The sequence below is a fragment of the Accumulibacter sp. genome (assembly GCF_023806635.1).
Classification (GTDB): Bacteria; Pseudomonadota; Gammaproteobacteria; order Burkholderiales; family Rhodocyclaceae; genus Accumulibacter.
This window is the reverse complement of the sequence record NZ_JAMTDQ010000063.1, coordinates 17,260-39,637: the sequence shown is the minus strand read 5'-3', so window position 1 is coordinate 39,637 and position 22,378 is coordinate 17,260. Positions and strand designations below refer to the sequence as shown.

Genomic DNA, 22,378 nt, shown 5'->3' with positions numbered 1-22,378 from the left:
CTTGCGTGACGCGAGAAATGACCACACCGCAGCGTGTGGCCGTCGGTAGTGGAACATTCAGGCAACGACCTCAGGCTCTTCCTCGAAGATCAGTTTCACCTTCTCGTCGTCGTCGAGGTCGACCGTGACGTGGCCACCATGCGCCAGCCGGCCAAACAGCAGTTCGTCAGCCAGCGAGGCGCGGATCGTGTCCTGGATCAGCCGCGCCATTGGCCTGGCCCCCATCAGGGGATCGAAGCCCTTCGCCGCGAGATGCTCCTTGAGGGCACTGGTGAACACCACCTCGACCTTCTTGTCATGCAACTGGGCTTCGAGCTGCATCAGGAACTTGTCGACCACGCGCAGGATGATCTCGTGGTCGAGAGCCCGGAACGAGATGGTTGCATCGAGCCGGTTCCGGAACTCGGGCGTGAAGATGCGCCTGATCTCGGCCATTTCGTCACCGGCCTGCCGCGACGGTGTGAAGCCCATCGTCGCCTTCTGGATCGCCTCCTGCCCCGCGTTGGTGGTCATGATGATCACCACGTTGCGGAAATCCGCCTTGCGTCCATTGTTGTCGGTCAGCGTGCCATGGTCCATGACCTGCAGCAGGATGTTGTAGATGTCCGGGTGTGCCTTTTCGATCTCGTCGAGCAGCAGCACGCTATACGGCTTCTTGGTGATGGCCTCGGTCAACAGGCCCCCCTGGTCGAATCCGACGTAGCCGGGCGGCGCTCCGATCAGGCGGGAGACCGCGTGCCGTTCCATGTACTCGGACATGTCGAAGCGTACCAGCTCATTGCCCAGGCAGTAGGCCAGTTGCTTGGCGACCTCGGTCTTTCCGACGCCGGTGGGACCGGAAAAGAGGAAGCTGCCAATCGGTCGCGTCGGATTGCCCAAGCCCGATCGGGCCATCTTGATCGCCCTGGCAAGCGCGTCGATGGCGGCGTCCTGGCCAAACACCACCGCCTTCAGGTCGCGGTCGAGGTTGCGCAGATTGTTGCGGTCATCCGACGACACGTGCGTCGACGGGATACGGGCAATCTTGGCAACGATCTCCTCGATGTCGATCTTGCCGATCAGTCTCTTCTGCTTCGACTTTGGCAGAATCCTTTGTGCGGCACCAGCTTCGTCGATGACATCGATCGCCTTGTCCGGCAGGTGCCGGTCGGTGATGAAGCGCACCGACAGTTCCACGGCCGACGTCAGCGCGGCAGCCGAGTACTTGATGCCATGGTGTGCTTCGAAACGGGACTTCAGACCCTTGAGGATCTCCACGGCCTCGGCGCTCGATGGCTCATTGACGTCGATCTTCTGAAAGCGTCGCGACAGCGCATGATCCTTCTCGAAGATGCCACGATACTCGTTGTAGGTCGTCGCGCCGATGCACTTCAGTTGCCCGGTGGAAAGCGCCGGCTTGAGCAGGTTCGAAGCATCGAGGGTGCCGCCGGAAGCCGAACCGGCACCGATCAGAGTGTGGATCTCGTCGATGAACAGGATCGCCTGCGGGTTCTCGCTCAGTTGCTTGAGAACTCCTTTCAGGCGCTGCTCGAAATCACCACGGTACTTGGTCCCCGCCAGCAGGGAACCCATGTCGAGACAGTAGACGTTGGCCTTCGCCAGAATCTCCGGGATGTCGCTCTCGACGATCCGTCGTGCCAGTCCTTCGGCAATGGCTGTCTTGCCGACGCCTGCTTCCCCGACGAGCAAGGGGTTGTTCTTCCGCCGCCGGCACAGCGTCTGGATCACTCGTTCCAGCTCGGTGTCACGGCCGATCAGGGGATCGATCTTGCCCTGCAAGGCGAGCGCGTTGAGGTTGATCGTGTAGCTGTCGAGGGGTCCGGCTGCCGCCTGCTGGTCGGCTTCCGGCTCGGCTTCGGGTTCGCTTCGTGGCGCGCTCTGAGGTACCTTGCTGATCCCATGCGAGATGAAGTTCACCACATCCAGGCGCGTGACACCCTGTTTCTGCAGATAGTAGACCGCGTGCGAATCCTTCTCGCCGAAGATCGCAACGAGGACGTTCGCCCCGTTCACTTCCTTCCGCCCCGAGGACTGGACATGCAGGATGGCGCGCTGGATGACGCGCTGAAAGCCCAGGGTCGGCTGCGTGTCGATCTCGTCCTCACCGGAGACCGTTGGCGTGTGTTCGCCGATGAAGCGGGTCAGATCCTTGCGCAATTGCTCGATGTTCGCCCCGCAGGCCCGCAGAGCCTCTGCTGCAGACGGGTTGTCGAGCAGCGCCAGAAGCAGGTGCTCGACGGTGATGAACTCATGGCGCTTCTGCCGCGCTTCGACAAACGCCATGTGCAAACTCACTTCAAGTTCCTGCGCAATCATTCAGTTCTCCTCCATGACACACGCCAGCGGGTGCTGGTTGCTGCGTGCGAAACCTGTAACCTGTTCTACCTTGGTGGCAGCGACGTCGCGCGGGTAAACTCCACAGACACCTTTGCCTTCCGTGTGCACTTTGAGCATGATCCGCGTAGCCTGTTCACGATCCATTGCAAAGAACCTCTGCAGGACAACGATGACGAAGTCCATCGGCGTGAAATCATCGTTCAGCAGCAGTACCTTGTACAGGGGCGGTGGCGCTAGCTGCGTACGCTTGGTTTCGAGGAGTGATCCGTCCTGATGCTTTGTTGCCATGGCAGAATTCTAACCAGTCCATACGGATGCGCAATAGCACCCGCGGTCGCTTTCGGCAACTCGCGCGCCACTCGCGGACGCTGGCAAGCAAAAAAGCTTGACGCTCCGGCCTGCTTTAGCGTAAAAAGCCGGCATGCTCCGGATCAGTTGCGCGGCGAGGTAGTTGTACCTGTGTGACAGGCCTTGTCGGCGATTGCTGATCTGGACGCATGCAAGTCGGGCGATGCCCGGATTCAGTCTTTTTTGAAGGAAGTGGCAATATGGCAACTGGTACTGTGAAGTGGTTCAATGACGCCAAGGGTTTCGGCTTCATCACTCCGGACGATGGCAGCGAGGATCTCTTCGCCCATTTCTCCGCGATCAGCATGGGCGGATTCAAGACCCTCAAAGAGGGCGAAAAGGTTTCCTTCGACGTGACGCAGGGCCCGAAGGGCAAGCAAGCATCGAACATCGCGCGCGCCTGATACTTTCGGCGACGCACCAAGCACCCGCCTCCGGCGGGTTTTTTTTTGCCGCGCTTGCTTCGACGGGTCGCCGCCTATGGCTCAGCGATGATGACTTCGTCGCGACGCCTGTCTCCCTTGCTATCGGACCACTCGACCGCAATCCGGTCGCCCGCCTTCAGTCCGCGAGCGTAAAAGGAGAACAGGGGATTGCGCGAGATCGCCGTGTTCAGCTGGCCGCCGACGAGGAGCGCACCGTTCGCGGTGAGCGAAAAGGTCTGTATGAAGTGCGCAGGAACCAGTTGTCCGCTGCCGGCGTCCTTGCGCTGACCCGTCTCCATCGGATGCGGCATGAGGAAGCGGATCTCGGTGAGTTCGCCCTGCAGGCTGGCGCGAATCCGGATTGCTTCACCCATCCCCGACCGGCATCCTTCAGGCGCCACACCCGCCAAGCGTCACCTTGACTTCGCGGCTCGCATGGTAGTTCTTTCCGTCAGCCGCCCTGACGACGACGCGTATGCGAGATGACTCGGCCATCTTGACTTGCAGCCGGACGCGCGCCTGCGCGCGTCCGGCGAATGTCAGGCTGGCCGCCAGGGGCATGGGGTTCTTCTCGATGAAGATGCTGATGCTCTGGCTATCGGGTATGTTGCTGATCACCTCGACGGGCACCTGGGCACCATTCTCGGCGATGTCGACGGTCTTGATGACGATCCCGCCACTGGCGCTGGAACCGCCTGCGCCTGCCGCACGCATGGCTTCAGACAGACCGGTGGCGGTAAAGGCCTCACGGTTCCAGTCGGCCGCCAGAACAGCGGGGGGCTGCAGCAGGTCCCCTGCCACCACCACGCCAGCAGTGGCTGCCCTGAGAAGCAGACGACGCAGGCGGTCCACGTCAGCCGCGTCTGGCTGCAGCATGGCCTCAGTCACCCTGCCAGTGCCCGGAGCGACCGCCGCCCTTTTCGAGCAGGCGAACACTTTCCAGGCGCATGCCGCGATCGGCCCCCTTGCACATGTCGTAGATCGTCAGCAAACCGATGCTGACCGCCGACAGAGCCTCCATTTCGACACCCGTGCGACCGAAAGTCTCGACACGCGCCTTGCAGGCGACGCTGCTGGTCCGTCCATCGATCTCGAAATCGACCGTGATTCGGGTCACGGGAATCGGGTGACAGAGCGGGATGAGGTCCGACGTGCGCTTGGCACCCTGTATCGCCGCGATCCGGGCAACGGCCAGCACGTCCCCTTTGCTCGCCGAACCTTGAACGATGAGCGACAAGGTCTCCGGGCGCATCGAGATGAGGCCAGAGGCAGTCGCGTGCCGGAGGGTCTCCGCCTTCGCCGTGACGTCGACCATCTGCGCCTGACCATGCCGATCAAAATGGGAGAAAGGGCTCGTAGGCATCGCTAAAAGAATCTCTTGCGACAGGCGGGTCAAGGGGGCCGGACCGCAGACAGACTCTGTAACGCTCAGTCACACTTTGTCGGCGTCCGCTTCGGTATCATACCACCCGTCGCCTCCGCAAGAAGACTGGAAAGCCCGTTTGATGCCTCTGCCGCGTTTCGTCTCCATCGTGCTCTTGGCAACCGCCATGACGTCCCCGGCGGCCTTGGCCACGGACGAACTGCCAGATTTGGGTGAGGCTGCCCGTGCCGAACTGTCGCCGCAACTGGAACGTAAGATTGGCGAGCGGATTCTGAACGAGATCCGCCTGCGCGAGCCAAGCTATGTCGACGATCCGGAGTTGTCGGATTACCTCAACCGCCTGGGAGCTCGTCTGCTCGCGGCCAGCGCGGACCCCACGGCCGACTGCTACTTCTTTCTTGTCCGCGACAACACGGTCAATGCCTTTGCCATGTTCGGTGGTTTCATCGGCGTAAACACCGGCACCCTGCTGACGGCGCAGTCGGAGTCCGAACTGGCCGCGGTCCTGGCGCACGAAATCTCGCACGTACTGCAGGCACACCTGGCGCGACAGATCATGCGCGAGAAGCAGAGCTCGGTCGCCACCATGATCGCGATGGCCGTCGGCGTGCTCGCCGCTCGCTCCAACTCGCAAGTGGCACACGCCACCATCGCCTCGGCACAAGCCGGGTCGATACAGGCACAGCTTGCCTACAGCCGCGATTTCGAACGTGAGGCCGATCGCGTGGGTTTTCAGACATTGGGGCAGGCGGGCTTCGACGTGCGCGGCATGGCGGACTTCTTTGGGCGCCTGCAACAGGCGGGCAGGGTCTATGAAAACAGCGCCCCGGTCTACCTGCGATCACATCCGCTGACCGTCGAGCGAATGTCGGACATGCAGAACCGCGCGCAGAGCGCCCCCTATCGCCAGGTGGCCGACAGTCTCGACTTCCAGCTCGTGCGGGCCAAGCTGCGAGCCCAGGCGAGCACACCGCAGGAGGGAATCAGCGAGTTCACCAGACAACTGCGGGAGAAGAAGTATGCCTCAGAGGTGGCAGCTCGTTACGGGCTGAGCTACTCGCTACTGCGAGCAAAGGACACGGCGGGAGCACAGCGCGAGTACGACGCACTGGCCGCCCTGAAGCCCTCGTCACCGCTGCTTGCCGGACTGGCAGCGGCGATCAGGTTCGCCGACAACGACCCGGTCGGCGCAGCGACGATCTATCGTGAGAGCTTGCAGCGTTATCCGCAGTCCATGGCGCTGGCTTATGGTTACGCTGACGCGCTCCTCGCGGCGAAGGAGTACCAGCAAGCCCGCATCTTCCTCGATGGGCAGTTGCAGCTTCGTTCGTCGGACTACAAACTCTACGGCCTGTTGGCCAGGACGTTTTCGGCAACGGGCAAGCGCCTGCAGCAGCATCGCGCGCAAGCCGAGTTCTATTTTCTGCAGGGACAACTCGGACCCGCTGTCGAGCAACTGCAGTTTGCGCAACAGGCGGCTGACGGGAGTTTCTTCGAGCAGTCGGCAGTGGACGCACGCCTGCGCGAACTGCGTAGACTGCAGGCCGAGGAAGCGAAGCAGAGAAGAAGCGGCTTCCAGCGCTTACAATAGTCGCTTGGCTTTCTTGTGGATCACGACATGCATTTCGATCGAGAGTTAGATGTCAAGGGCCTCAACTGCCCCTTGCCCATCCTGCGGACCAAGAAAGCGCTTGCCGAAATGTCGGCAGGGGAGGTGCTGCATGTACTGGCGACCGACCCCGGCGCCGTCAAGGATTTCGAGGCCTTCGCCAGACAGACGGGCAACGAGTTGCTGTCGCGTTCCGAAACCGGCAAGGTCTTCGAGTTCTTTCTCCGGCGCAAGTGAGACGCGCAGCCATCACAACGCGTGGCGCGTGAGGGCTCAGGCGCCCGCAGCTTGATGTCTGGCAGTAGCGACTTTGCGCTGTTCGATGGTGATCGCGGCGATGCGCTGCTGCTTGACGGCTACTGCCGTAGTTTCCGGCTCGCCGTCAGCGGCGATCACACTCCTCTTTTCGCCGCCATCGAGGGGGAACTCGCGGCCGGGCGGTGGGTTGCGATGGCTGCCGATTACGCACTCGCGACCTCCTTGGAGGCGACCGCCGCGGCGTTGGCCGGAGCGGGACCGGTCATCCGTGCCTGGGTATTCCAGCGTGGCGACTGGCTGGACGCGCAGGCAGTCAACGCTTTCCTGGCCGCCCGCGTCGCCTTCCTTCCGGAAGCGCAACGAACAGCAGGAGTAGCCGATCTGCTGCCGACTGTCTCGTCTTCACGGTATGCAGACCAGGTGGGACAGATTCGCCAGTGGATCGCGGACGGCGACTGCTATCAGATCAACCTCACGTTCCCCATGCGCTGCCGCGTCTATGGCGACTCGCTGGCGCTGTACCTGCGCCTGCGAGCACGACAACCTGTCCGCTATGGAGCCTACCTGACGATCGCCGGCGAGAAGATCCTTTCGTTTTCGCCCGAGCTGTTCTTCGAGCGCCGAGCGGACCAGGTGCAGACGCGACCGATGAAAGGCACTGCGGCGCGCGGCAGAACGGCGGCGGAGGATGAAACGCGGCGTGCAGCTCTCGTCTCTTCGCCCAAGGAGCGAGCGGAGAACGTCATGATCGTCGACCTGCTCCGCAATGATCTCGGGCGACTTGCTGAACCCGGAAAGGTTCACGTGCTTGCCCTCTGCGAGACCGAGGCCTACCCGACCCTATGGCAGATGGTCTCCACGGTGACGGCCGAAGTGCCAGGCGCCAGTTTATTGGACCTGTTCCGCGCCCTGTTTCCGTGCGGCTCGATCACCGGCGCACCGAAAATCAGAGCCATGCAGCGCATTGCGGAACTGGAGCAGGAGCCGCGGGGACTGTACACCGGAGCTCTTGGCTGGCTGGCCCCGGGTGGCGACTGCCGCTTCAACGTGGCAATCCGCACGCTGGAACTCGGCCCTACCGGGCACGCGCGGATGGGCGTCGGTAGCGGCATCGTCGCCGACGCCGATGCGGCAAGTGAATACGCGGAATGTCTGCTGAAGGCGCGTTTTCTGATCGACTCCGACCCCGGGTTCGAGCTCTTCGAGACACTGCGCCTCGAAGCCGGCCGCTTTCCCCTGCTGCAATTCCATCTCGATCGCCTGCAGGCATCGGCAGCCAGCCTTGGGTTCACCTGTGCGCTGCCCCACGTGTCGGCCGCGCTGGCCGCTGCCGCCACCAGCCATCCAGACGGTGTTTTCCGGGTTCGCCTGCTGCTCCGGCATGACGGGAGCCATGCTACCAACGTGTCGCCACTGACCGACGACGCCGCGGCGAAACGGACTGCGGTATTCGCCAGCGAAGCCGTGTCGGCCGATGACTACCTGCTACGACACAAGACGACGCTGCGGTCTCGATGCGATCGCGCGTTGGCAGCACTGGCTGATCGTCCCGCAGTGTTCGATGCAATCTTCTGCAACGAACGCGGCGAGGTCTGCGAAGGCGCGCGCAGCAGCGTCTTCGTCGCGCACGGCGGACTGCTCCTGACCCCCCCGCTGTCCTGCGGTCTGCTACCGGGAGTCCTGCGGCGAAAGCTGCTCGAATCAGGCCGGGCGGTCGAACGGGTCCTCAGGCAGACCGACCTGCAGCGGGCCTCCGCCCTCTACCTCGGCAACGCCCTGCGCGGCTTGGTGGCGGTAACCCTGACCAGCTGAACGGCTCTCCAGAAACAAAATCACAAGCACTTGATTCTTGGAGAACACCGGGCGCGTGATCTGTGGGCGTGAGATGCTCAGAGACTGAGAATCAATCGACTGCGCAACCGATCTGCCCCTTCCCTGGTCGCTCACTCCTCGCCCATGGACTGGATGTGTCTCGTCGCCCGCTCGCTCACGCCCGGCATCTCGCCCTGCTGGCGACGATTTCCTCGAGACTTCTCCGGCGTCACCGACGACCGGCACCGGTCGCGCTTCGTCAGCAGCCGGCTGGCGTCCGGCTGCTGTCAAGGCTCGCACGCCGCGGCTCGAGTTCGGCGAGTGTCGCGACGAAAGCGTCGAGGCGCCGTCGTTCCTGTTCCACCACCGCAGCCGGAGCACGGGCCACGAAGCTCGCGTTGGCCAGCTTCGCCCTCGCCTTGCCAATCTCACCGCTGAGCCGGGCGATCTCCTTGTCGAGCCTTTCGCACTCGACGCCGACATCGATCTCGACCTGCAGCATGAGTTTGGTTTCACCGACGACGGCAACCGGCGCATTGGCGCTGCCCGGCATCTCGGAAACGATTTGCATCTCGGACAGCTTGCAAAGCGCCTTCAAATAGGGAGCGAAATCGGCCAACACGCGCGCCTGGCCGCAAGCGACCAAAGGCACCCGCACGGCCGGCGACAGGCTCATTTCGCCGCGCAGATTGCGACAGGCATATGCCAGTGACTTCAACTCCTGCACGCTGGCTTCGCTCTGCGCATCGATCTTTTCCGGCTGTGCCTGCGGATAGGCTGCCAGCATCACCGAGTCATGCGTCTTGCGACCCGCTAGCGGGGCCACCGCCTGCCACAGTTCTTCCGTGATGAACGGAAGCAGCGGGTGTGCCAGGCGAAGAACCGCCTCCAGGACGCGCGCCAACGTCCGACGCGTCCCCCGGACCTCGGCTTCGCTCCCGTACTGCAGCTGGACCTTCGACAGTTCGACGTACCAGTCACAGAACTCGTCCCAGACGAACTCGTAGAGCGACCGCGCCAGCAGATCAAAACGGTAGTCGGCGAAATGCTGCGCCAGTTCGGCCTCGGTACGCTGCAGCCTGCTGACGATCCAGCGGTCTGCGAAGGAGAAGGCGAGTCGGGTCGTGCAACCGCCGGGCGTGCAGTCATCGAGACCCAGATCGTGCCCGGCAGTGTGCATCAGGACAAAGCGGCTGGCGTTCCACAGCTTGTTGCAGAAATTTCGGTACCCCTCGCAGCGGCCGAGATCGAACTTGATGTCCCGTCCGGGACTGGCGAGTGAGAGGAAGGTGAAGCGCAGGGCATCGGTACCAAAGGCGGCAATCCCGTGCGGATACTCCTTGCGCGTTCGCTTCTCGATCTGCTCCGCCTGCCTCGGGTTCATCAGTCCGCTGGTACGCTTCTCGATCAGCGCATCAAGACCGATGCCGTCGATGAGATCGATCGGGTCGAGCACGTTGCCCTTCGACTTGCTCATCTTCTGTCCTTCAGCGTCCCTGATGAGGCCGTGGACATAGACATGCCTGAACGGGATGCGGCCGGTGACGTGCCGGGTCATCATGACCATCCGTGCAACCCAGAAGAAGATGATATCGAACCCCGTGACGAGGACCGTCGACGGCAGGTAGAGGTCCAGTGCGGGGTTGCTCTCCACCGGCCACCGCGGCGTCCAGTCGAGCGTCGAGAACGGCCACAGCGCCGACGAATACCAGGTGTCGAGGACATCCGGGTCACGCACCAGCGGACCCTGGCAGCCGGCAGCGTTCGCTTCCGCCCTCGCCTCGTCCTCGTCGTGGGCGACGAAGACCCGTCCGTCTTCGCCGTACCAGGCGGGAATCTGGTGACCCCACCAGAGTTGCCGCGAGATGCACCAGTCCTGGATGTTGTTCAACCACTGGTTGTAGGTGTTGACCCAGTTCTCCGGAAAGAAGCGGATCTCGCCCGAAGCGACGCAGTCGAGGGCCTTGCCGGCGATGCTGCGGCCGTCGGCACCGGGCTTGCTCATCGCCACGAACCACTGGTCGGTGAGCATCGGCTCGATGACGACACCCGTTCGATCTCCACGTGGAACCTTGAGGACATGCGGCTCGACCTTGTCCAGAAAGCCGTGCTGCTCGAGATCACTGACGACCAGCTCTCGCGCAGCGAAGCGATCGAGACCGCGATAGCGCTCCGGAGCGTGGTCGTTCACGCGCGCGTCGAGCGTCAGGATCGGGATCATCGGCAGCCGGTGACGCTGAGCGACCGCGTAGTCGTTGAAATCGTGTGCCGGGGTTACCTTGACACAGCCGGTGCCGAAAGCGAGATCGACATAGGCATCGGCAATGATCGGAATTTCGCGCCCACAGAGGGGCAGGCGGACCATCTTCCCCAAAAGGTGGCGGTAGCGCTCGTCTTCGGGGTGCACCATCACCGCAGTGTCACCGAGCATCGTCTCAGGGCGGGTCGTCGCAACAACCAGCGACGCGCTGCCGTCAGCCAATGGGTAACGAATGTGCCAAAGTTGTCCGCGCTCCTCTTCCTGGACCACTTCCAGGTCTGAAACCGCGGTCTGCAGGACGGGATCCCAGTTCACCAAACGCTTGCCGCGATAGATCAGCCCCTCCCGGTAGAGTCGGACGAAAGTCTCCGTGACCGTTCGCGACAGGCCGGCGTCCATCGTGAAACGTTCGCGGCTCCAGTCGGGCGAGGTGCCCAGGCGGCGCATCTGGCGAGTGATGGTACTACCCGAAAACTCCTTCCACTGCCACACCTTCTGCAGGAACTTCTCGCGCCCGAGATCGTGCCGCGAGACCCCTTCGGCGTCGAGTTGGCGCTCGACGACGATCTGCGTCGCAATTCCTGCATGATCGGTACCCGGCTGCCACAGTGTGTTGTCACCCCGCATGCGGTGGTAGCGCGTCAGCGCGTCCATGATCGCCTGATTGAAGCCGTGGCCCATGTGCAGGGTACCGGTGACGTTGGGCGGTGGCAGCAGGATGCAGAAAGATCTGGCCTTGTCCGCGTCCAGGCCCGCACCGAAGTAGCCCCGTGCCTCCCAGGCCGGGTACCAGCGTCGTTCGATCTCTGCCGGTTCAAAGCTCTTGGCGAGTTCCATGGGCACGCATCACGGGAAGTCAGGGAAGCGCATTATAACGGATCGTCCGTGGCCTCCGCGGTCACCCGCCGCGCTCGGTCCGTTGCCGGCGACGAGCATTCCTCAAGCCCCGGCAGCGGCAGCTGGCCACGTTGCGCCAGGAAGTCATCCAGCACTGCCACGATGGCTGCAGTGATCCCCCGTCGCAGTTGCACCCCTGCGCTGTCCAGGGTCGACGCGATGAGGACCGGCGTTTCGCTCGCCAGTCGCTGCTCGAGCTGCTGGCAAAGGTCGCCGGCAAGACGAGAGCGAAGGGACGCGGCGACTGCCGCCGGCACCTCAGTGGCAGCACCCGTTGCCGGCGGAACGACCTCAGTGAGCAACGGCAGATCCTCGTCCTCGCCACCGGCCATCGTGCCGCCCTCGATGGCTGGCCGGTCTGCAGTCGATGCGACGAAGCTGCGCCGACGCCGCCCGTGACGCGGGGTGCCGTGAGGTTCCGCGCCAGTCGCACCTGCATCGGATCCGATCAGCGAATCCGCACGCCTGATCAGGTCGCCATCGTCCGCCATCAGACTCTCCCTGCCTGATCGAAATACTGGATGTCGTAGCCACGATCGCGGTAGAACCGCGCGCGCTGGCGCCCGGCAAGTCGCTCCTCCTCACCCTGGCCGACGATCTCGATCAGGCTATTGAAACGGGCGAAGCCCGGCGGCACCTCGGGTGCCAGGTTGAACAGCCGCTCATCGCGATCGATGGCATCCAGTCGGCCGGCAATCACCACCGGCGTTTCTCCGGCCAGCGGAGAATCGCTGGCGACGTGCGGCAGGAAGCCGGTCGGCGGATGCAGCCAGAGGTGCCGGTCGAGGGCCGCAGCAACCGCGGTGTCGGGCGCGTAGACCAGCAAGCTCTTCTTTTGGCCGACCGCCCGGGCGATCAGGCTGGCGGCCATTGCCACCCGATCGGCGGCGTTGTGGTAGAAGAAAATCCTGGTCAATTAAGTCTTCCGGCTCGTTTGAGCAGATAGTGTACGAGCAGCGAAACCGGTCGCCCCGTCGCACCCTTTTCGTTCCCCGACTTCCAGGCGGTACCGGCGATGTCGAGGTGCGCCCAGACGTACTTCCTCGCGAAACGGGCGAGAAAGCAGGCAGCCGTGATGCTGCCCGCTGAGCGGCCACCGACATTCGACATGTCGGCAAAAGGGCTCTTGAGCAGTTCCTGATAGTCGCTCCACAATGGCATCTGCCAGGCACGATCGTGCGCCTCGTCACCGGCGTGCAGCAACTCGCGTGCGAGCGTGTCGTTGTTGGCGAAAACCCCCGTGGCGACGTGACCGAGAGCGATCACGCAGGCACCGGTCAGCGTAGCGACGTCGACCACGATGTCCGGGTCGAAGCGCGCAGCATAGGTGAGCGCATCGCACAGGATCAGCCGGCCCTCGGCATCGGTGTTGAGGATCTCGATGGTCTGACCGGACATCGAGGTAACGATATCACCCGGACGCGTCGCCCCCCCGCCCGGCATGTTTTCCGCCGCCGGAACGATCACCGTCAGGTTGAGCGGCAGTCTCATCGCCGCCACCGCCTTCATGGTGCCGAGAACGCTGGCAGCGCCGCACATGTCGTATTTCATCTCGTCCATTTCGGGCGCCGGCTTGAGGGAGATGCCACCGGTGTCGAAGGTGATGCCCTTGCCGATCAGCGCCAGTGGCTTGTCATCCCCCTTGCCCCCCTTGTACTGCAGGACGATCAGCTTGGCTGGCTGGCGCGAACCGCTGGCAACGGCCAGCAGGGAATGCATGCCCAATGCGGTCATCTCGTCGCGGTCTACGATCTGGCAGTCGAGCCTGTGCTCGACCGCCAGCTTCTGTGCCGTCTCCGCGAGGTAGCTCGGAGTACACACATTGGCTGGCAGATTGGCAAGATCCTTGGCCAGGTTGACGCCCTCGCCGATCGCCTGGCCCTGGATCAGGGCCGCCTCGGCGGCGGCGAGCTCGTTGCGCCGGTCGACGACGAAGGTCAGCTTGCGCAACGGCCGGCGCACCTTGTCCTTCTTGCTCTTGAACTGGTCGAAGCGATAGACCGCCTCGTGCGCAACGATAACCGCCTGTCGCACACGCCACGCCGTACTGCGTCTCCTGACGGCCGTGTCGGTCAGGAAGACCGTCCCGTCGAAAGATCCTGTTTCATTCAGCGTGCGCACCGCCACACGGATGGCGTCAGCGAACTCCTTGTCGCCAAACTCCTTCTCCTTGCCGAGTCCAACCAGCAACACCCGATCGCACAGGGTGCCGGGAACGTTGTGCAGCAGCAAGGTGGAACCTGCCTTGCCCTCCATGTCACCGCGACGGATGATGTCCGACAAATGGTTCCGGGCCGCATTGTCGAGGACTTCGCCGGTCAGCGTCAGCTTCCGCGGTTCGAAGACGCCGACCACCACACACGCACTGCGCTGCTTCTCCGGGCTGCCACTTTTTATGCTAAATTCCACCGACCCCCTCCTCGTCAAGCGCGTGCTGGTTCAGAAAAGCATCGATTATCACTGCAGTATTTCAGCAAAGTCAAAGAATGATCTTTCAGCGGGCGGTGCGGCGCGAATTTGCGCAGACGGCGGCAGGTATCTTCACGGCTCTGTTCGCGATCATGCTGACAACGCAGTTGATCCGCCTGCTCAACGAGGCTGTCCAGGGCAAGGTCGAAGCGGACGCCGTTGCAGCACTGCTTGGCTTTGCCGCACTCAACTACCTGCCACACCTGCTGTCCCTGTCGCTGTTCGTCGCCATTCTCCTGAGTCTCTCCCGGGCTTACCGCGACTCCGAGATGGTCGTCTGGTTTTCCTGCGGTCTGCCGCTGACGGCATGGATCCGCCCCGTGGTCGGCTTCGCCGCGCCGCTGGTGGCGACCATCGCCGCACTGGCCTTCTTCCTGTCGCCCTGGGCCGTGTCCGAAAGCATCGAGTTCCGCAACAAGCTCAGCACGCGCCGGGACGCCGGTCAGGTGGCACCTGGCACCTTTCAGGAGTCATCGACGGGCAACCGCGTGGTGTTTGTCGAAGAAGTCGCCGAAGACACCAGCCACGTGCGCAACGTCTTCGTCAGTGACACGCGCCCCGACCACCTCGGCATCACCACCGCCGGCACGGGATACCAGGAGATCGCCGCCAACGGCGATCGCTTCATCGTTCTCCAGGAAGGCCGCCGCTATGAGTTCGCGCCGGGAAGCGTCGAGATCAGTCAGATCGAGTTCGCACGCTATGCGGTTCGCCTGGAAACCAAGGAGGCGCGCGGTGTGGTCCAGACGCCCCGCAGCATGGGCACTGTGGAACTGGTGGCGAACGACTCGCGGCAACATCGAAGCGAACTGCTCGGCCGCCTCAGCCTGCCGATTTCGGCGCTGATTCTGGCGCTGCTGTCGATTCCGCTCTCCTTCGTCAATCCACGCGCCGGTCGCTCGGCCAACATGCTGCTGGCGATTCTGGCCTATCTGTTCTACAACAATCTGGTGACCATCGGTCAGGAATGGGTGGCGCGCGGGAAGTTCTCCTTCGCCGTCGCCCTGCTCGGCATTCATCTGCTGATGGTGTGTCTCCTGCCCGTGCTCTTCTACCGACGGATTGCCGTATCCTCCTTTCTGCGGCTTGCGCGATGAAGGTCTATCAGCGCTACATCGCGCGCGAAGTAGTCATCGCCGTCCTGCTCGTCCTGCTCGCCTTTCTGGCGCTCTTTGCCTTTTTCGACCTGCTCGGCGAGGTGAGCAGTCTCGGCCAGGGTGGCTACAGGATCCAGCATGCCTTTGTCTATGTCCTGCTGCGCCTCTCCGGCAGGGCCTATGAACTGATGCCCCTGGCCATCCTGATTGGTACGCTGTATGCGCTGGCCAACCTGTCGCGGCACTCCGAAATCACCGTCCTGCGTGCCTCCGGTCTATCGAACGGCCGGCTGCTCGTCTGCCTGTGCCAGATCGCAGCTGCGTTTGCCGTCCTCACCTTCCTGATCGGCGAGTACGTCGCACCACCGGCGGAGCATGCCGCCAGCCAGTTGCGGCTGAAGGAACGTGGGCGCACGATGCAGGAACTGCGCAGTGTGCGCAATCTGCGTTCCGGACTATGGGTCAAGGACGAAAGGAACTTCATCAACATCCGCGTCCTACTCTCCGACAGGAGCCTGCGCGGCATCCGGATCTTCCAGTTTGACGACCACGGCAGACTGCGCAGCGTAACCGAGGCAGGCGAAGGGGAATTCACGGCTGCCGACGGCTGGCGCCTGACTGACGTTGCCCATACCGTTCTGCAGAAGGACAGCGCCAAGGTCGAAAAGCTGGCTGAACTGTCGTGGCGCTCGGCGCTGAATCCCGAGATGCTCGCGGTGCTCATGCTTCCACCCGACCGCATGTCGCTGCGTCATCTGTCGGCGTATACCAGGCACCTGGCCGACAATCGCCAGCGAACCAACCGCTACGACATCGCGTTCTGGAAGAAGATCGTCTATCCGCTCGCTGGTCTGGTCATGGTTGCCCTGGCCCTGCCGTTCTCCACCGGCCATCACCGCGCATCGGGAATCGGCTTGCAGATCTTCATCGGGGTCATGATCGGAGTCCTCTTTCACACCCTCAACGGCCTGTCATCGAACCTTGGAGCAATCCATGGCTGGCCACCTCTGCTGAGTGCAGCGGCTCCGTCGGCCCTGTTCCTGCTGGCAGCGGGACTGATGATCTGGTGGGTTGAACGGCGCTGAGGTGAGCAGTCGCGCTTCAGGCGAAAATGAGTCGGGTCCCGGCAAGGCGATCGTGCAGAAACTGCCCGTCGCGGTCGAGAAGGGCCCAGACGATACCGGCTCCGCCAAGCAGAATGCTTGGCCAGCTGAGAAGGTAGCGCAACAGCGCCTGCCCCGGCCGAAGGGGTAGCCCATCGCAACTCACCAGGCGAATGCGCCACGTTTTCATGGCGAGTGTCTGCCCACCATGCAACCAGAACCAGACGAAATAGACAAGCAGGACGAGAAAGCAATGCGCCTGGATGATCGCAGGAGAGACCATGCGCTGCGCAAAGGCACCAAGCATGAGGTGCGGCAAGACGAAAAGCACGGCCAGCACGGCCAGCACAAGCAGCGACTCGTAACACATGCTGGCAAGCCGGCGGGCGATCCCGGGGTTGACGACAGGCTGTGCGGGCGGCACGCAGTCAGCGCCCCGAATCGCCAGCGCCACCGGCCGGGACCGCTTCGGCCGCCGGCACCGTCGCGTTGCCAGGCGCCGACGACGGCACGGCAGCGACTCCCTCCGTGCCGTCCTTCGTCGCCCTGCCGGTCGCTACACCGGACTGGGTCTCGCGTGGAGCGGCTGCCGGGGGCGTGCTCAGCGGCGCGTGCCCGGGCTTCGGCAGCGGCCTGCTCGCGGCGGCCTGTTTCTGCAGCCGCTCCTTCTCCTCCTCCGGCAGGCTCGAATACTCTTCCCATTTCTGCCGCAACTGCTCCTTCTTCTCGGCCGGCAATTGACTGGCGCTGAGGAAGTTCTCACGCGCCAAAGCGCGCTGTGCCGGAGTCAGCTTGCCCCACTCCTGCATCTGCGTCTGGATGCGTCTCTGCTCAGCAGGCGTCATGCTGGGAAAACGCCGTGCGATGCCAAGCCACTTCTTCTGGCGGTTGGACTCCAGGCTATCCCAGTCGTCACTCAACGGTGCGAGGACGATCTTCTGCTCGACGGTCAGTTCGGTCCACTGCGGTTGCGCCGGAGTGATGATCGCCGACGGCCCGGACACCTCGGCCCCCACCGGCAGCACCAAGAGACTTGCCAGGACTGCTACTGCGGCGCCGAGCTTTTCAGCCATGCAGCAAAGCCCTTGTCGGTGAAGGCAGCGACCGGCAGTTCGTCCGAGAGCAGCGCGCTATCAATGACCTCGAGCTCGGAAATGCTCTGCTCGGCATGCCAGACCGTGTAGGTACCGATCCCGAGCACCAGGAGAACGACAAGTGCCACCTGCCTGAGACGCAGATGGTCTGCCTGCTGCTGCAGAAAGCCGGCGACCCCAGCCAGAACGCCATGCCGAACGGCCGCCTTCTGCCGCGCCAGCGCAAGCCGCCGCCCGTCTTCCAGGCGCGAGCGCGTTTCTCCCGGCAACTCGTGCAAGCCACGGTTCAGGTGCTGCCTGAGCTTGTAGGCAAAATGCTGTTCGTTCATAGCGTGATTCCTTTGGCCTTCAGTGCTGCCGCCAGCGTGTGATTGGCACGCGAGCAATGCGTCTTGACGCTGCCTTCCGAGCAGCCCATGGCGGCTGCCGTCGTCGCGACGTCCATGTCTTCCCAGTAACGCAGCAGGAAGGCTTCGCGTTGACGCGTTGGCAAGGACGCGATCTCTTTCTCAATGATGGCAAGGACTTGCGTTTGCTCGAGCTGCTCCTCGGGTAGCTGCGGGCTGTAGGACCCCGATTCGCTGCCGAAGGTTTCGAGTGGATCGTGGTCCTCATCATCGTTCGGCGACAGCGCCGACAGCAGTGTCGTCCACAGCGAGCGCACCCGGCTTCGCCGATAGTAGTCCCGGATGGTGTTCTGCAGGATGCGCTGGAACAACATCGGCAGTTCTTCGGCGGGGCGGTCACCGTACTTCTCGGCGAGCTTCATCATCGCATCCTGGACGATGTCGAGCGCAGACTCTTCGTTGTGCACGGCGAACATGGCCTGCTTGAATGCACGACGTTCGACGGCAGTCAGGAAATCCGACAGTTCGCGTTGGCTGGCCAGAGCGAAAATCCTTGCATTTTCAATTTGGAAGCGGCTACAGAAGTCGCTGGTCGTCGTGAACGCCTTGACCAATCGAGGCCAAAGCTTTAACGTTGCTGACTTTTTTTAACGCAACTGCTTGCTGGGGCGACGGCAATGACGATGATGACCGGTGCTGAGATTGTAATCAGGTGCCTGCAGGAAGAAAAGGTCGAGTACGTTTTCGGCTATCCCGGTGGCGCCGTGCTGCACATTTATGATGCGCTCTTCAAGCAGGATCAGGTGAAGCACGTTCTCGTCCGCCACGAGCAGGCAGCCGTACACGCCGCCGACGGATTGGCACGCTCGTCGAACAGGGTCGGCGTCGCGCTCGTCACGTCCGGCCCGGGCGCGACCAATGCCGTGACCGGGATCGCCACCGCCTACATGGATTCGATCCCGGTCGTCGTCATCTCGGGACAGGTGCCAAACGACTACATCGGCCAGGATGCCTTCCAGGAGTGCGATACCGTCGGCATCACGCGGCCCTGCGTCAAGCACAACTTCCTGGTCAACGACGTACACAAGCTCGCGCTGACGCTGAAGAAGGCCTTCTACATCGCCAACAGCGGTCGCCCGGGTCCGGTCGTCGTCGACATCCCGAAGGACGTCACCGCCGCCAAGTGCAAGTTCGAATACCCGGAAGCCATCCAGATGCGCTCGTACAACCCGGTGGTCAAGGGTCATCTGGGCCAGATCAGGAAGGCCGTACACCTGCTGCTCGAAGCCCGGCGACCGATGATCTATACCGGAGGTGGGGTCATTCTGGCGAATGGCGCCGAGCAACTGACCCGCCTGACCCGCCGCCTCGGCTTCCCGATCACCAATACCCTGATGGGGCTCGGCGCATTTCCGGCGACCGACCCGCAGTTCCTCGGCATGCCGGGCATGCACGGTACGGTCGAGGCAAACCTGGCGATGCAACACTGCGACGTGCTGCTCGCCATCGGTGCCCGCTTCGACGACCGGGTGATCGGCAATCCCGACAACTTTGCGTCGATCCCGCGCAAGATCATCCATGTCGACATCGACCCCTCGTCGATCTCGAAAAGGGTCAAGGTCGACATCCCGATCGTCGGCAATGTCCCCGACGTGATCGAGGAGATGATCCGCCTGCTCGACGCTGGGAACGCCGCTCCGGACGCGCAGGCCCTGGCGGCGTGGTGGAAGGAGATCGCGGCCTGGCGCGCCAAGCAGTGCATGAAGTACGCCAGGAAGAAAAACGTCATCATGCCGCAGTACGTCATCGAGAAGCTGTATGAGGTGACCGCCGGCAAGGCCATCGTCACCTCGGACGTCGGCCAGCACCAGATGTGGGCCGCGCAGTACTACAAGTTCGATGAACCGCGGCGCTGGATCAATTCAGGCGGCCTCGGAACGATGGGTGTCGGCCTGCCGTACGCCATGGGTGCCGCCCTGCAGCACCCGGAGATGCCGATTGTCTGCGTCACCGGCGAGGGTTCGATCCAGATGTGCATCCAGGAGCTGTCGACGGCGAAGCAGTTCCGCCTGCCGATCAAGATCATCAACCTCAACAACCGCTACCTCGGCATGGTCCGGCAGTGGCAAGAGATGTTCTACGGCAGCCGCTACTCGGAGTCGTACATGGATTCGTTGCCGGACTTCGTCAAGCTCGCCGAAGCATACGGTCACGTCGGCATCCGCGTCGAGCGGCCGGAGGATGTCGAGCCGGCGCTGCGCAAGGCGTTCATCGACCACAGGGACGATCTCGTGTTCATTGACTTCATCACCGATCAGAAGGCAAACGTATTCCCGATGGTCGCCGCCGGCAAGGGTCTGGCGGACATGATCCTCACCGAAGACCTGTAGGGGGAAGCAAGATGCGACACATCATCTCGATCCTGCTCGAGAACGAAGCCGGTGCCCTGTCGCGCGTCGCCGGCCTTTTTTCCGCCCGTGCGTACAACATCGAAACACTGACGGTGGCCCCGACCGAAGACGTCTCGCTGTCCCGCCTGACGATCGTCACCACCGGCACCGATGCGGTGATCGAGCAGATCACCAAACAGCTGAACAAGCTGATCGACGTCATCAAGGTCGTCGACCTCTCGGAGGCGGCGCACATCGAGCGCGAACTGATGCTGATCAAGGTGCGCGCCACCGGCAAGGACCGCGAGGAGCTGAAGCGCCTGGCCGACATCTTCCGCGGCCACATCATCGACGTGACCGAATCGACCTACGTCATCGAACTGACCGCCAGCGGCTCGAAGCTCGACTCGTTCATCCAGGCGATCGACGCCGGGCTGATTCTCGAGACGGTCCGTACCGGCGTCTGCGGCATCGGTCGCGGCGAACGCATTCTCAAGGTCTGAGCAGACCGACAACAGCAAGCAGAGGATATAAAATGAAAGTATTCTACGACAAGGATGCCGACCTTTCACTGATCAAGGGCAAGAAGGTCACCATCGTCGGCTATGGTTCGCAGGGCCACGCACACGCGCAGAATCTCAATGATTCCGGAGTCAAGGTCACGGTCGGGCTGCGCAAGGACGGTGCTTCGTGGAGCAAGGCCGAGGCAGCCGGATTGAAGGTGGAGGAGGTCGCCAGAGCGGTCCGCAGTGCGGACGTGGTGATGGTTCTGCTGCCGGACGAGAGCATCCCCCAGGTCTACAACGCCGATGTGGCGCCGAACATGAAGAAGGGTGCCGCCCTGGCCTTTGCTCATGGTTTCAACATCCATTACAACCAGGTGGTGCCTCGCGAGGACCTCGACGTGATCATGGTCGCGCCAAAGGGCCCGGGACACACGGTGCGCTCGGAGTACCTCAAGGGTGGAGGCGTGCCTTCGCTGATCGCCGTGCACCAGGATCGCTCAGGCAAGGCGCGCGACATCGCCCTCTCCTATGCTGCCGCCAATGGGGGTACCAAGGGCGGTGTGATCGAGACCAACTTCCGCGAGGAAACCGAGACCGACCTCTTCGGCGAACAGACCGTTCTCTGCGGTGGCGCGGTGGAACTGGTCAAGATGGGCTTCGAGACCCTGGTCGAAGCCGGTTACGCCCCCGAAATGGCGTATTTCGAGTGCCTGCACGAATTGAAGCTGATCGTCGACCTGATGTACGAGGGCGGGATCGCCAACATGAACTACTCGATCTCGAACAATGCCGAGTATGGCGAGTACGTCACAGGGCCCGAGGTGATCAACGAGACCTCACGCGCAGCGATGCGCTCCGCCCTGCGGCGAATCCAGAACGGTGACTACGCCAAGATGTTCATCCTCGAAGGGCGTACCAACTACCCGTCGATGACCGCTCGGCGCAGGCTGACGGCGCAGCACGAGATCGAGGTCGTCGGCGCCAAGCTGCGCGACATGATGCCCTGGATCAAGAAGAATCGTCTGGTCGACCAGAGCAGGAACTGATTGCTCCCCGGCGTGGCGGCGGGCCCGGTCTGGCACCAGAGCCGGACCCCTGCCGCCGCGCCGGGTCTCCCATGCACCTCACCGCTCACCTGGCCGCCGGCGGTCTGCCAAGACGGCAGCGGTGGCCGCCCGCAGCCCGCCTACCAAGCTTCCGGCAGCGGCTTCCGCGTCTGACTCCAGCCTGACAGAGCAATGCCCGAAATCAAGCCTCGCAAGACACTCTTCAACCCCGAGTTGCGGCGTCGAGGCATCTACGTCCTGCCCAACCTGTTCACGACAGCCGCCCTGTTCTGCGGCTTCTTCGCCATCGTGCAGGCAATGACCGGCAGCTTCGAGCGCGCCGCAGTGGCAATTTTCGTGGCGATGATCCTGGACGGTCTCGACGGGCGTGTGGCGCGCATGACGCGAACACAGAGCGCTTTCGGCGCCGAGTACGACTCACTCTCCGACATGGTCTCGTTCGGCGTCGCGCCCGCACTCGTCATCTATGCCTGGGCCCTGAAGGACATGGGCCGCCTCGGCTGGATCGCCGCATTCGTCTACTGCGTCGGTGCAGCATTGCGCCTGGCACGCTTCAACACCAGCCTGGAGGTGGTCGACAGACGCTACTTCCAGGGCCTGCCCAGCCCGGCTGCAGCGGCGCTGGTAACCGGTTTCTTCTGGGTGATGATCGACAAGAACGTCGCCGCTGCCGAAGTCCGCTGGCTGACCTGCGGGCTGGTGGTCTTTGCCGGAATTTCCATGGTCTCGAATCTGCGTTTCTACAGTTTCAAGGACATCAACCTGCGCCGCAGCGTCCCTTTCATCTTCGTCGTCGGCATCGCCCTGGGCTTTGCCGTCCTGTCGTACGACACCCCGGTCGCACTGTTCGGCCTCTTCGTCGCCTACTCCTTGTCCGGCTACATCGTGGCGCTGCTGCAACGATGCAGACGCAGAACGCAACCACCGCTACCACCTCCCGTCTGAGCCCGGACGACGGTTCCCTGACCCCAGCGA

Annotated in this window: 23 protein-coding genes; 10 read left to right on the top strand and 13 right to left on the bottom strand. The window is 62.9% G+C overall.

Going from position 1 to position 22,378, the window contains the following annotated elements; all coding sequences use genetic code 11:
* Positions 1-57 precede the first annotated feature (57 nt).
* Both clpA and clpS read right to left on the bottom strand, forming a co-directional pair.
* Positions 58-2,316, bottom strand: a complete 2,259-nt coding sequence (clpA, locus tag NFW30_RS11785; RefSeq protein WP_295355678.1) for an ATP-dependent Clp protease ATP-binding subunit ClpA — start codon at positions 2,314-2,316, stop codon at positions 58-60.
* Entirely contained in the window at positions 2,317-2,625 is a 309-nt protein-coding gene (clpS, locus tag NFW30_RS11780; protein ID WP_295355680.1) for an ATP-dependent Clp protease adapter ClpS, read from the bottom strand.
* Positions 2,626-2,885: 260 nt separating this feature from the next.
* Between clpS and NFW30_RS11775 the strand changes: the two genes are divergently transcribed.
* On the top strand, positions 2,886-3,089 hold the full coding sequence (locus NFW30_RS11775; protein WP_034889703.1) for a cold-shock protein: 204 nt from the start codon (positions 2,886-2,888) through the stop codon (positions 3,087-3,089).
* 74 nt (positions 3,090-3,163) lie between these two features.
* Here the strand turns inward: NFW30_RS11775 and soxZ are convergent, their stop codons facing one another.
* From soxZ to moaC, 3 genes are read right to left on the bottom strand one after another with little or no spacing between them, the layout of a single operon-like run.
* Positions 3,164-3,484, bottom strand: a complete 321-nt coding sequence (gene soxZ / locus NFW30_RS11770; RefSeq protein WP_295355684.1) for a thiosulfate oxidation carrier complex protein SoxZ — start codon at positions 3,482-3,484, stop codon at positions 3,164-3,166.
* 16 nt (positions 3,485-3,500) lie between these two features.
* A complete protein-coding gene (soxY, locus tag NFW30_RS11765; protein WP_295355686.1) occupies positions 3,501-3,986 on the bottom strand; it encodes a thiosulfate oxidation carrier protein SoxY in 486 nt (161 codons plus the stop codon).
* A 4-nt stretch (positions 3,987-3,990) separates the two neighbouring features.
* Positions 3,991-4,473 (bottom strand): cyclic pyranopterin monophosphate synthase MoaC, encoded by a 483-nt coding sequence (gene moaC, locus NFW30_RS11760; RefSeq protein ID WP_295355752.1) that lies wholly within the window; start codon positions 4,471-4,473, stop codon positions 3,991-3,993.
* Positions 4,474-4,660: 187 nt separating this feature from the next.
* Here moaC and NFW30_RS11755 point away from each other — a divergent pair, with 187 nt between their 5' ends.
* Genes NFW30_RS11755 through pabB form a run of 3 tightly spaced genes read left to right on the top strand, consistent with a single transcriptional unit; the run spans position 4,661 to position 8,173 of the window.
* Positions 4,661-6,085, top strand: a complete 1,425-nt coding sequence (locus tag NFW30_RS11755; protein ID WP_295355688.1) for a M48 family metalloprotease — start codon at positions 4,661-4,663, stop codon at positions 6,083-6,085.
* A gap of 27 nt (positions 6,086-6,112) precedes the next feature.
* The gene (locus NFW30_RS11750) at positions 6,113-6,340 is read left to right on the top strand and encodes a sulfurtransferase TusA family protein (RefSeq protein WP_295355690.1); all 228 of its coding nucleotides are present in this window, start codon (positions 6,113-6,115) and stop codon (positions 6,338-6,340) included.
* 54 nt (positions 6,341-6,394) lie between these two features.
* Complete coding sequence (pabB, locus tag NFW30_RS11745; RefSeq protein WP_295355691.1) at positions 6,395-8,173, top strand: aminodeoxychorismate synthase component I; 1,779 nt, start codon at positions 6,395-6,397, stop codon at positions 8,171-8,173.
* 259 nt (positions 8,174-8,432) lie between these two features.
* Here the strand turns inward: pabB and NFW30_RS11740 are convergent, their stop codons facing one another.
* Genes NFW30_RS11740 through NFW30_RS11725 form a run of 4 tightly spaced genes read right to left on the bottom strand, consistent with a single transcriptional unit; the run spans position 8,433 to position 13,739 of the window.
* Positions 8,433-11,270 carry a valine--tRNA ligase gene (locus NFW30_RS11740; RefSeq protein WP_295355693.1) on the bottom strand — a complete coding sequence of 946 codons (2,838 nt, stop codon included), beginning with the start codon at positions 11,268-11,270 and terminating at the stop codon, positions 8,433-8,435.
* Positions 11,271-11,302: 32 nt separating this feature from the next.
* Positions 11,303-11,821 carry a hypothetical protein gene (locus NFW30_RS11735; RefSeq protein ID WP_295355695.1) on the bottom strand — a complete coding sequence of 173 codons (519 nt, stop codon included), beginning with the start codon at positions 11,819-11,821 and terminating at the stop codon, positions 11,303-11,305.
* Entirely contained in the window at positions 11,821-12,246 is a 426-nt protein-coding gene (locus NFW30_RS11730; RefSeq protein WP_295355697.1) for a DNA polymerase III subunit chi, read from the bottom strand. The genes NFW30_RS11735 and NFW30_RS11730 overlap by 1 nt, the downstream gene beginning before the upstream one ends.
* On the bottom strand, positions 12,243-13,739 hold the full coding sequence (locus tag NFW30_RS11725) for a leucyl aminopeptidase (RefSeq protein WP_295355699.1): 1,497 nt from the start codon (positions 13,737-13,739) through the stop codon (positions 12,243-12,245). Before NFW30_RS11725 ends, NFW30_RS11730 begins: the two co-directional genes overlap by 4 nt.
* 77 nt (positions 13,740-13,816) lie before the next feature.
* On the opposite strand from NFW30_RS11725, the gene lptF reads away from it, so the two are divergent.
* Together lptF and lptG are read left to right on the top strand one after the other, a co-directional pair.
* Entirely contained in the window at positions 13,817-14,896 is a 1,080-nt protein-coding gene (gene lptF / locus NFW30_RS11720) for an LPS export ABC transporter permease LptF (RefSeq protein WP_295355701.1), read from the top strand.
* A complete protein-coding gene (gene lptG / locus NFW30_RS11715) occupies positions 14,893-15,981 on the top strand; it encodes an LPS export ABC transporter permease LptG (RefSeq protein WP_295355703.1) in 1,089 nt (362 codons plus the stop codon). The genes lptF and lptG overlap by 4 nt, the downstream gene beginning before the upstream one ends.
* 16 nt (positions 15,982-15,997) lie before the next feature.
* On the opposite strand, the gene NFW30_RS11710 is transcribed toward lptG, so the two are convergent.
* The 4 genes from NFW30_RS11710 to NFW30_RS11695 are packed head-to-tail and all read right to left on the bottom strand — an operon-like array spanning position 15,998 to position 17,982.
* The gene (locus tag NFW30_RS11710; protein WP_295355705.1) at positions 15,998-16,423 is read right to left on the bottom strand and encodes an RDD family protein; all 426 of its coding nucleotides are present in this window, start codon (positions 16,421-16,423) and stop codon (positions 15,998-16,000) included.
* Between the two features lie 4 nt (positions 16,424-16,427).
* A complete protein-coding gene (locus NFW30_RS11705; protein WP_295355707.1) occupies positions 16,428-17,072 on the bottom strand; it encodes a DUF3106 domain-containing protein in 645 nt (214 codons plus the stop codon).
* The gene (locus NFW30_RS11700) at positions 17,045-17,422 is read right to left on the bottom strand and encodes a DUF3619 family protein (protein WP_295355709.1); all 378 of its coding nucleotides are present in this window, start codon (positions 17,420-17,422) and stop codon (positions 17,045-17,047) included. The genes NFW30_RS11705 and NFW30_RS11700 overlap by 28 nt, the downstream gene beginning before the upstream one ends.
* Entirely contained in the window at positions 17,419-17,982 is a 564-nt protein-coding gene (locus tag NFW30_RS11695; RefSeq protein ID WP_295355754.1) for an RNA polymerase sigma factor, read from the bottom strand. The genes NFW30_RS11700 and NFW30_RS11695 overlap by 4 nt, the downstream gene beginning before the upstream one ends.
* Before the next feature lie 135 nt (positions 17,983-18,117).
* Between NFW30_RS11695 and ilvB the strand changes: the two genes are divergently transcribed.
* The 4 genes from ilvB to pssA all read left to right on the top strand — a co-directional run bounded on the left by ilvB (position 18,118) and on the right by pssA (position 22,348).
* Positions 18,118-19,830, top strand: a complete 1,713-nt coding sequence (ilvB, locus tag NFW30_RS11690; protein WP_295355711.1) for a biosynthetic-type acetolactate synthase large subunit — start codon at positions 18,118-18,120, stop codon at positions 19,828-19,830.
* 11 nt (positions 19,831-19,841) lie between these two features.
* Positions 19,842-20,333, top strand: a complete 492-nt coding sequence (gene ilvN / locus NFW30_RS11685; protein WP_034935674.1) for an acetolactate synthase small subunit — start codon at positions 19,842-19,844, stop codon at positions 20,331-20,333.
* Between the two features lie 32 nt (positions 20,334-20,365).
* Positions 20,366-21,382 carry a ketol-acid reductoisomerase gene (gene ilvC / locus NFW30_RS11680; protein WP_295355714.1) on the top strand — a complete coding sequence of 339 codons (1,017 nt, stop codon included), beginning with the start codon at positions 20,366-20,368 and terminating at the stop codon, positions 21,380-21,382.
* Between the two features lie 192 nt (positions 21,383-21,574).
* Entirely contained in the window at positions 21,575-22,348 is a 774-nt protein-coding gene (gene pssA / locus NFW30_RS11675; RefSeq protein WP_295355716.1) for a CDP-diacylglycerol--serine O-phosphatidyltransferase, read from the top strand.
* Positions 22,349-22,378 lie beyond the last annotated feature (30 nt).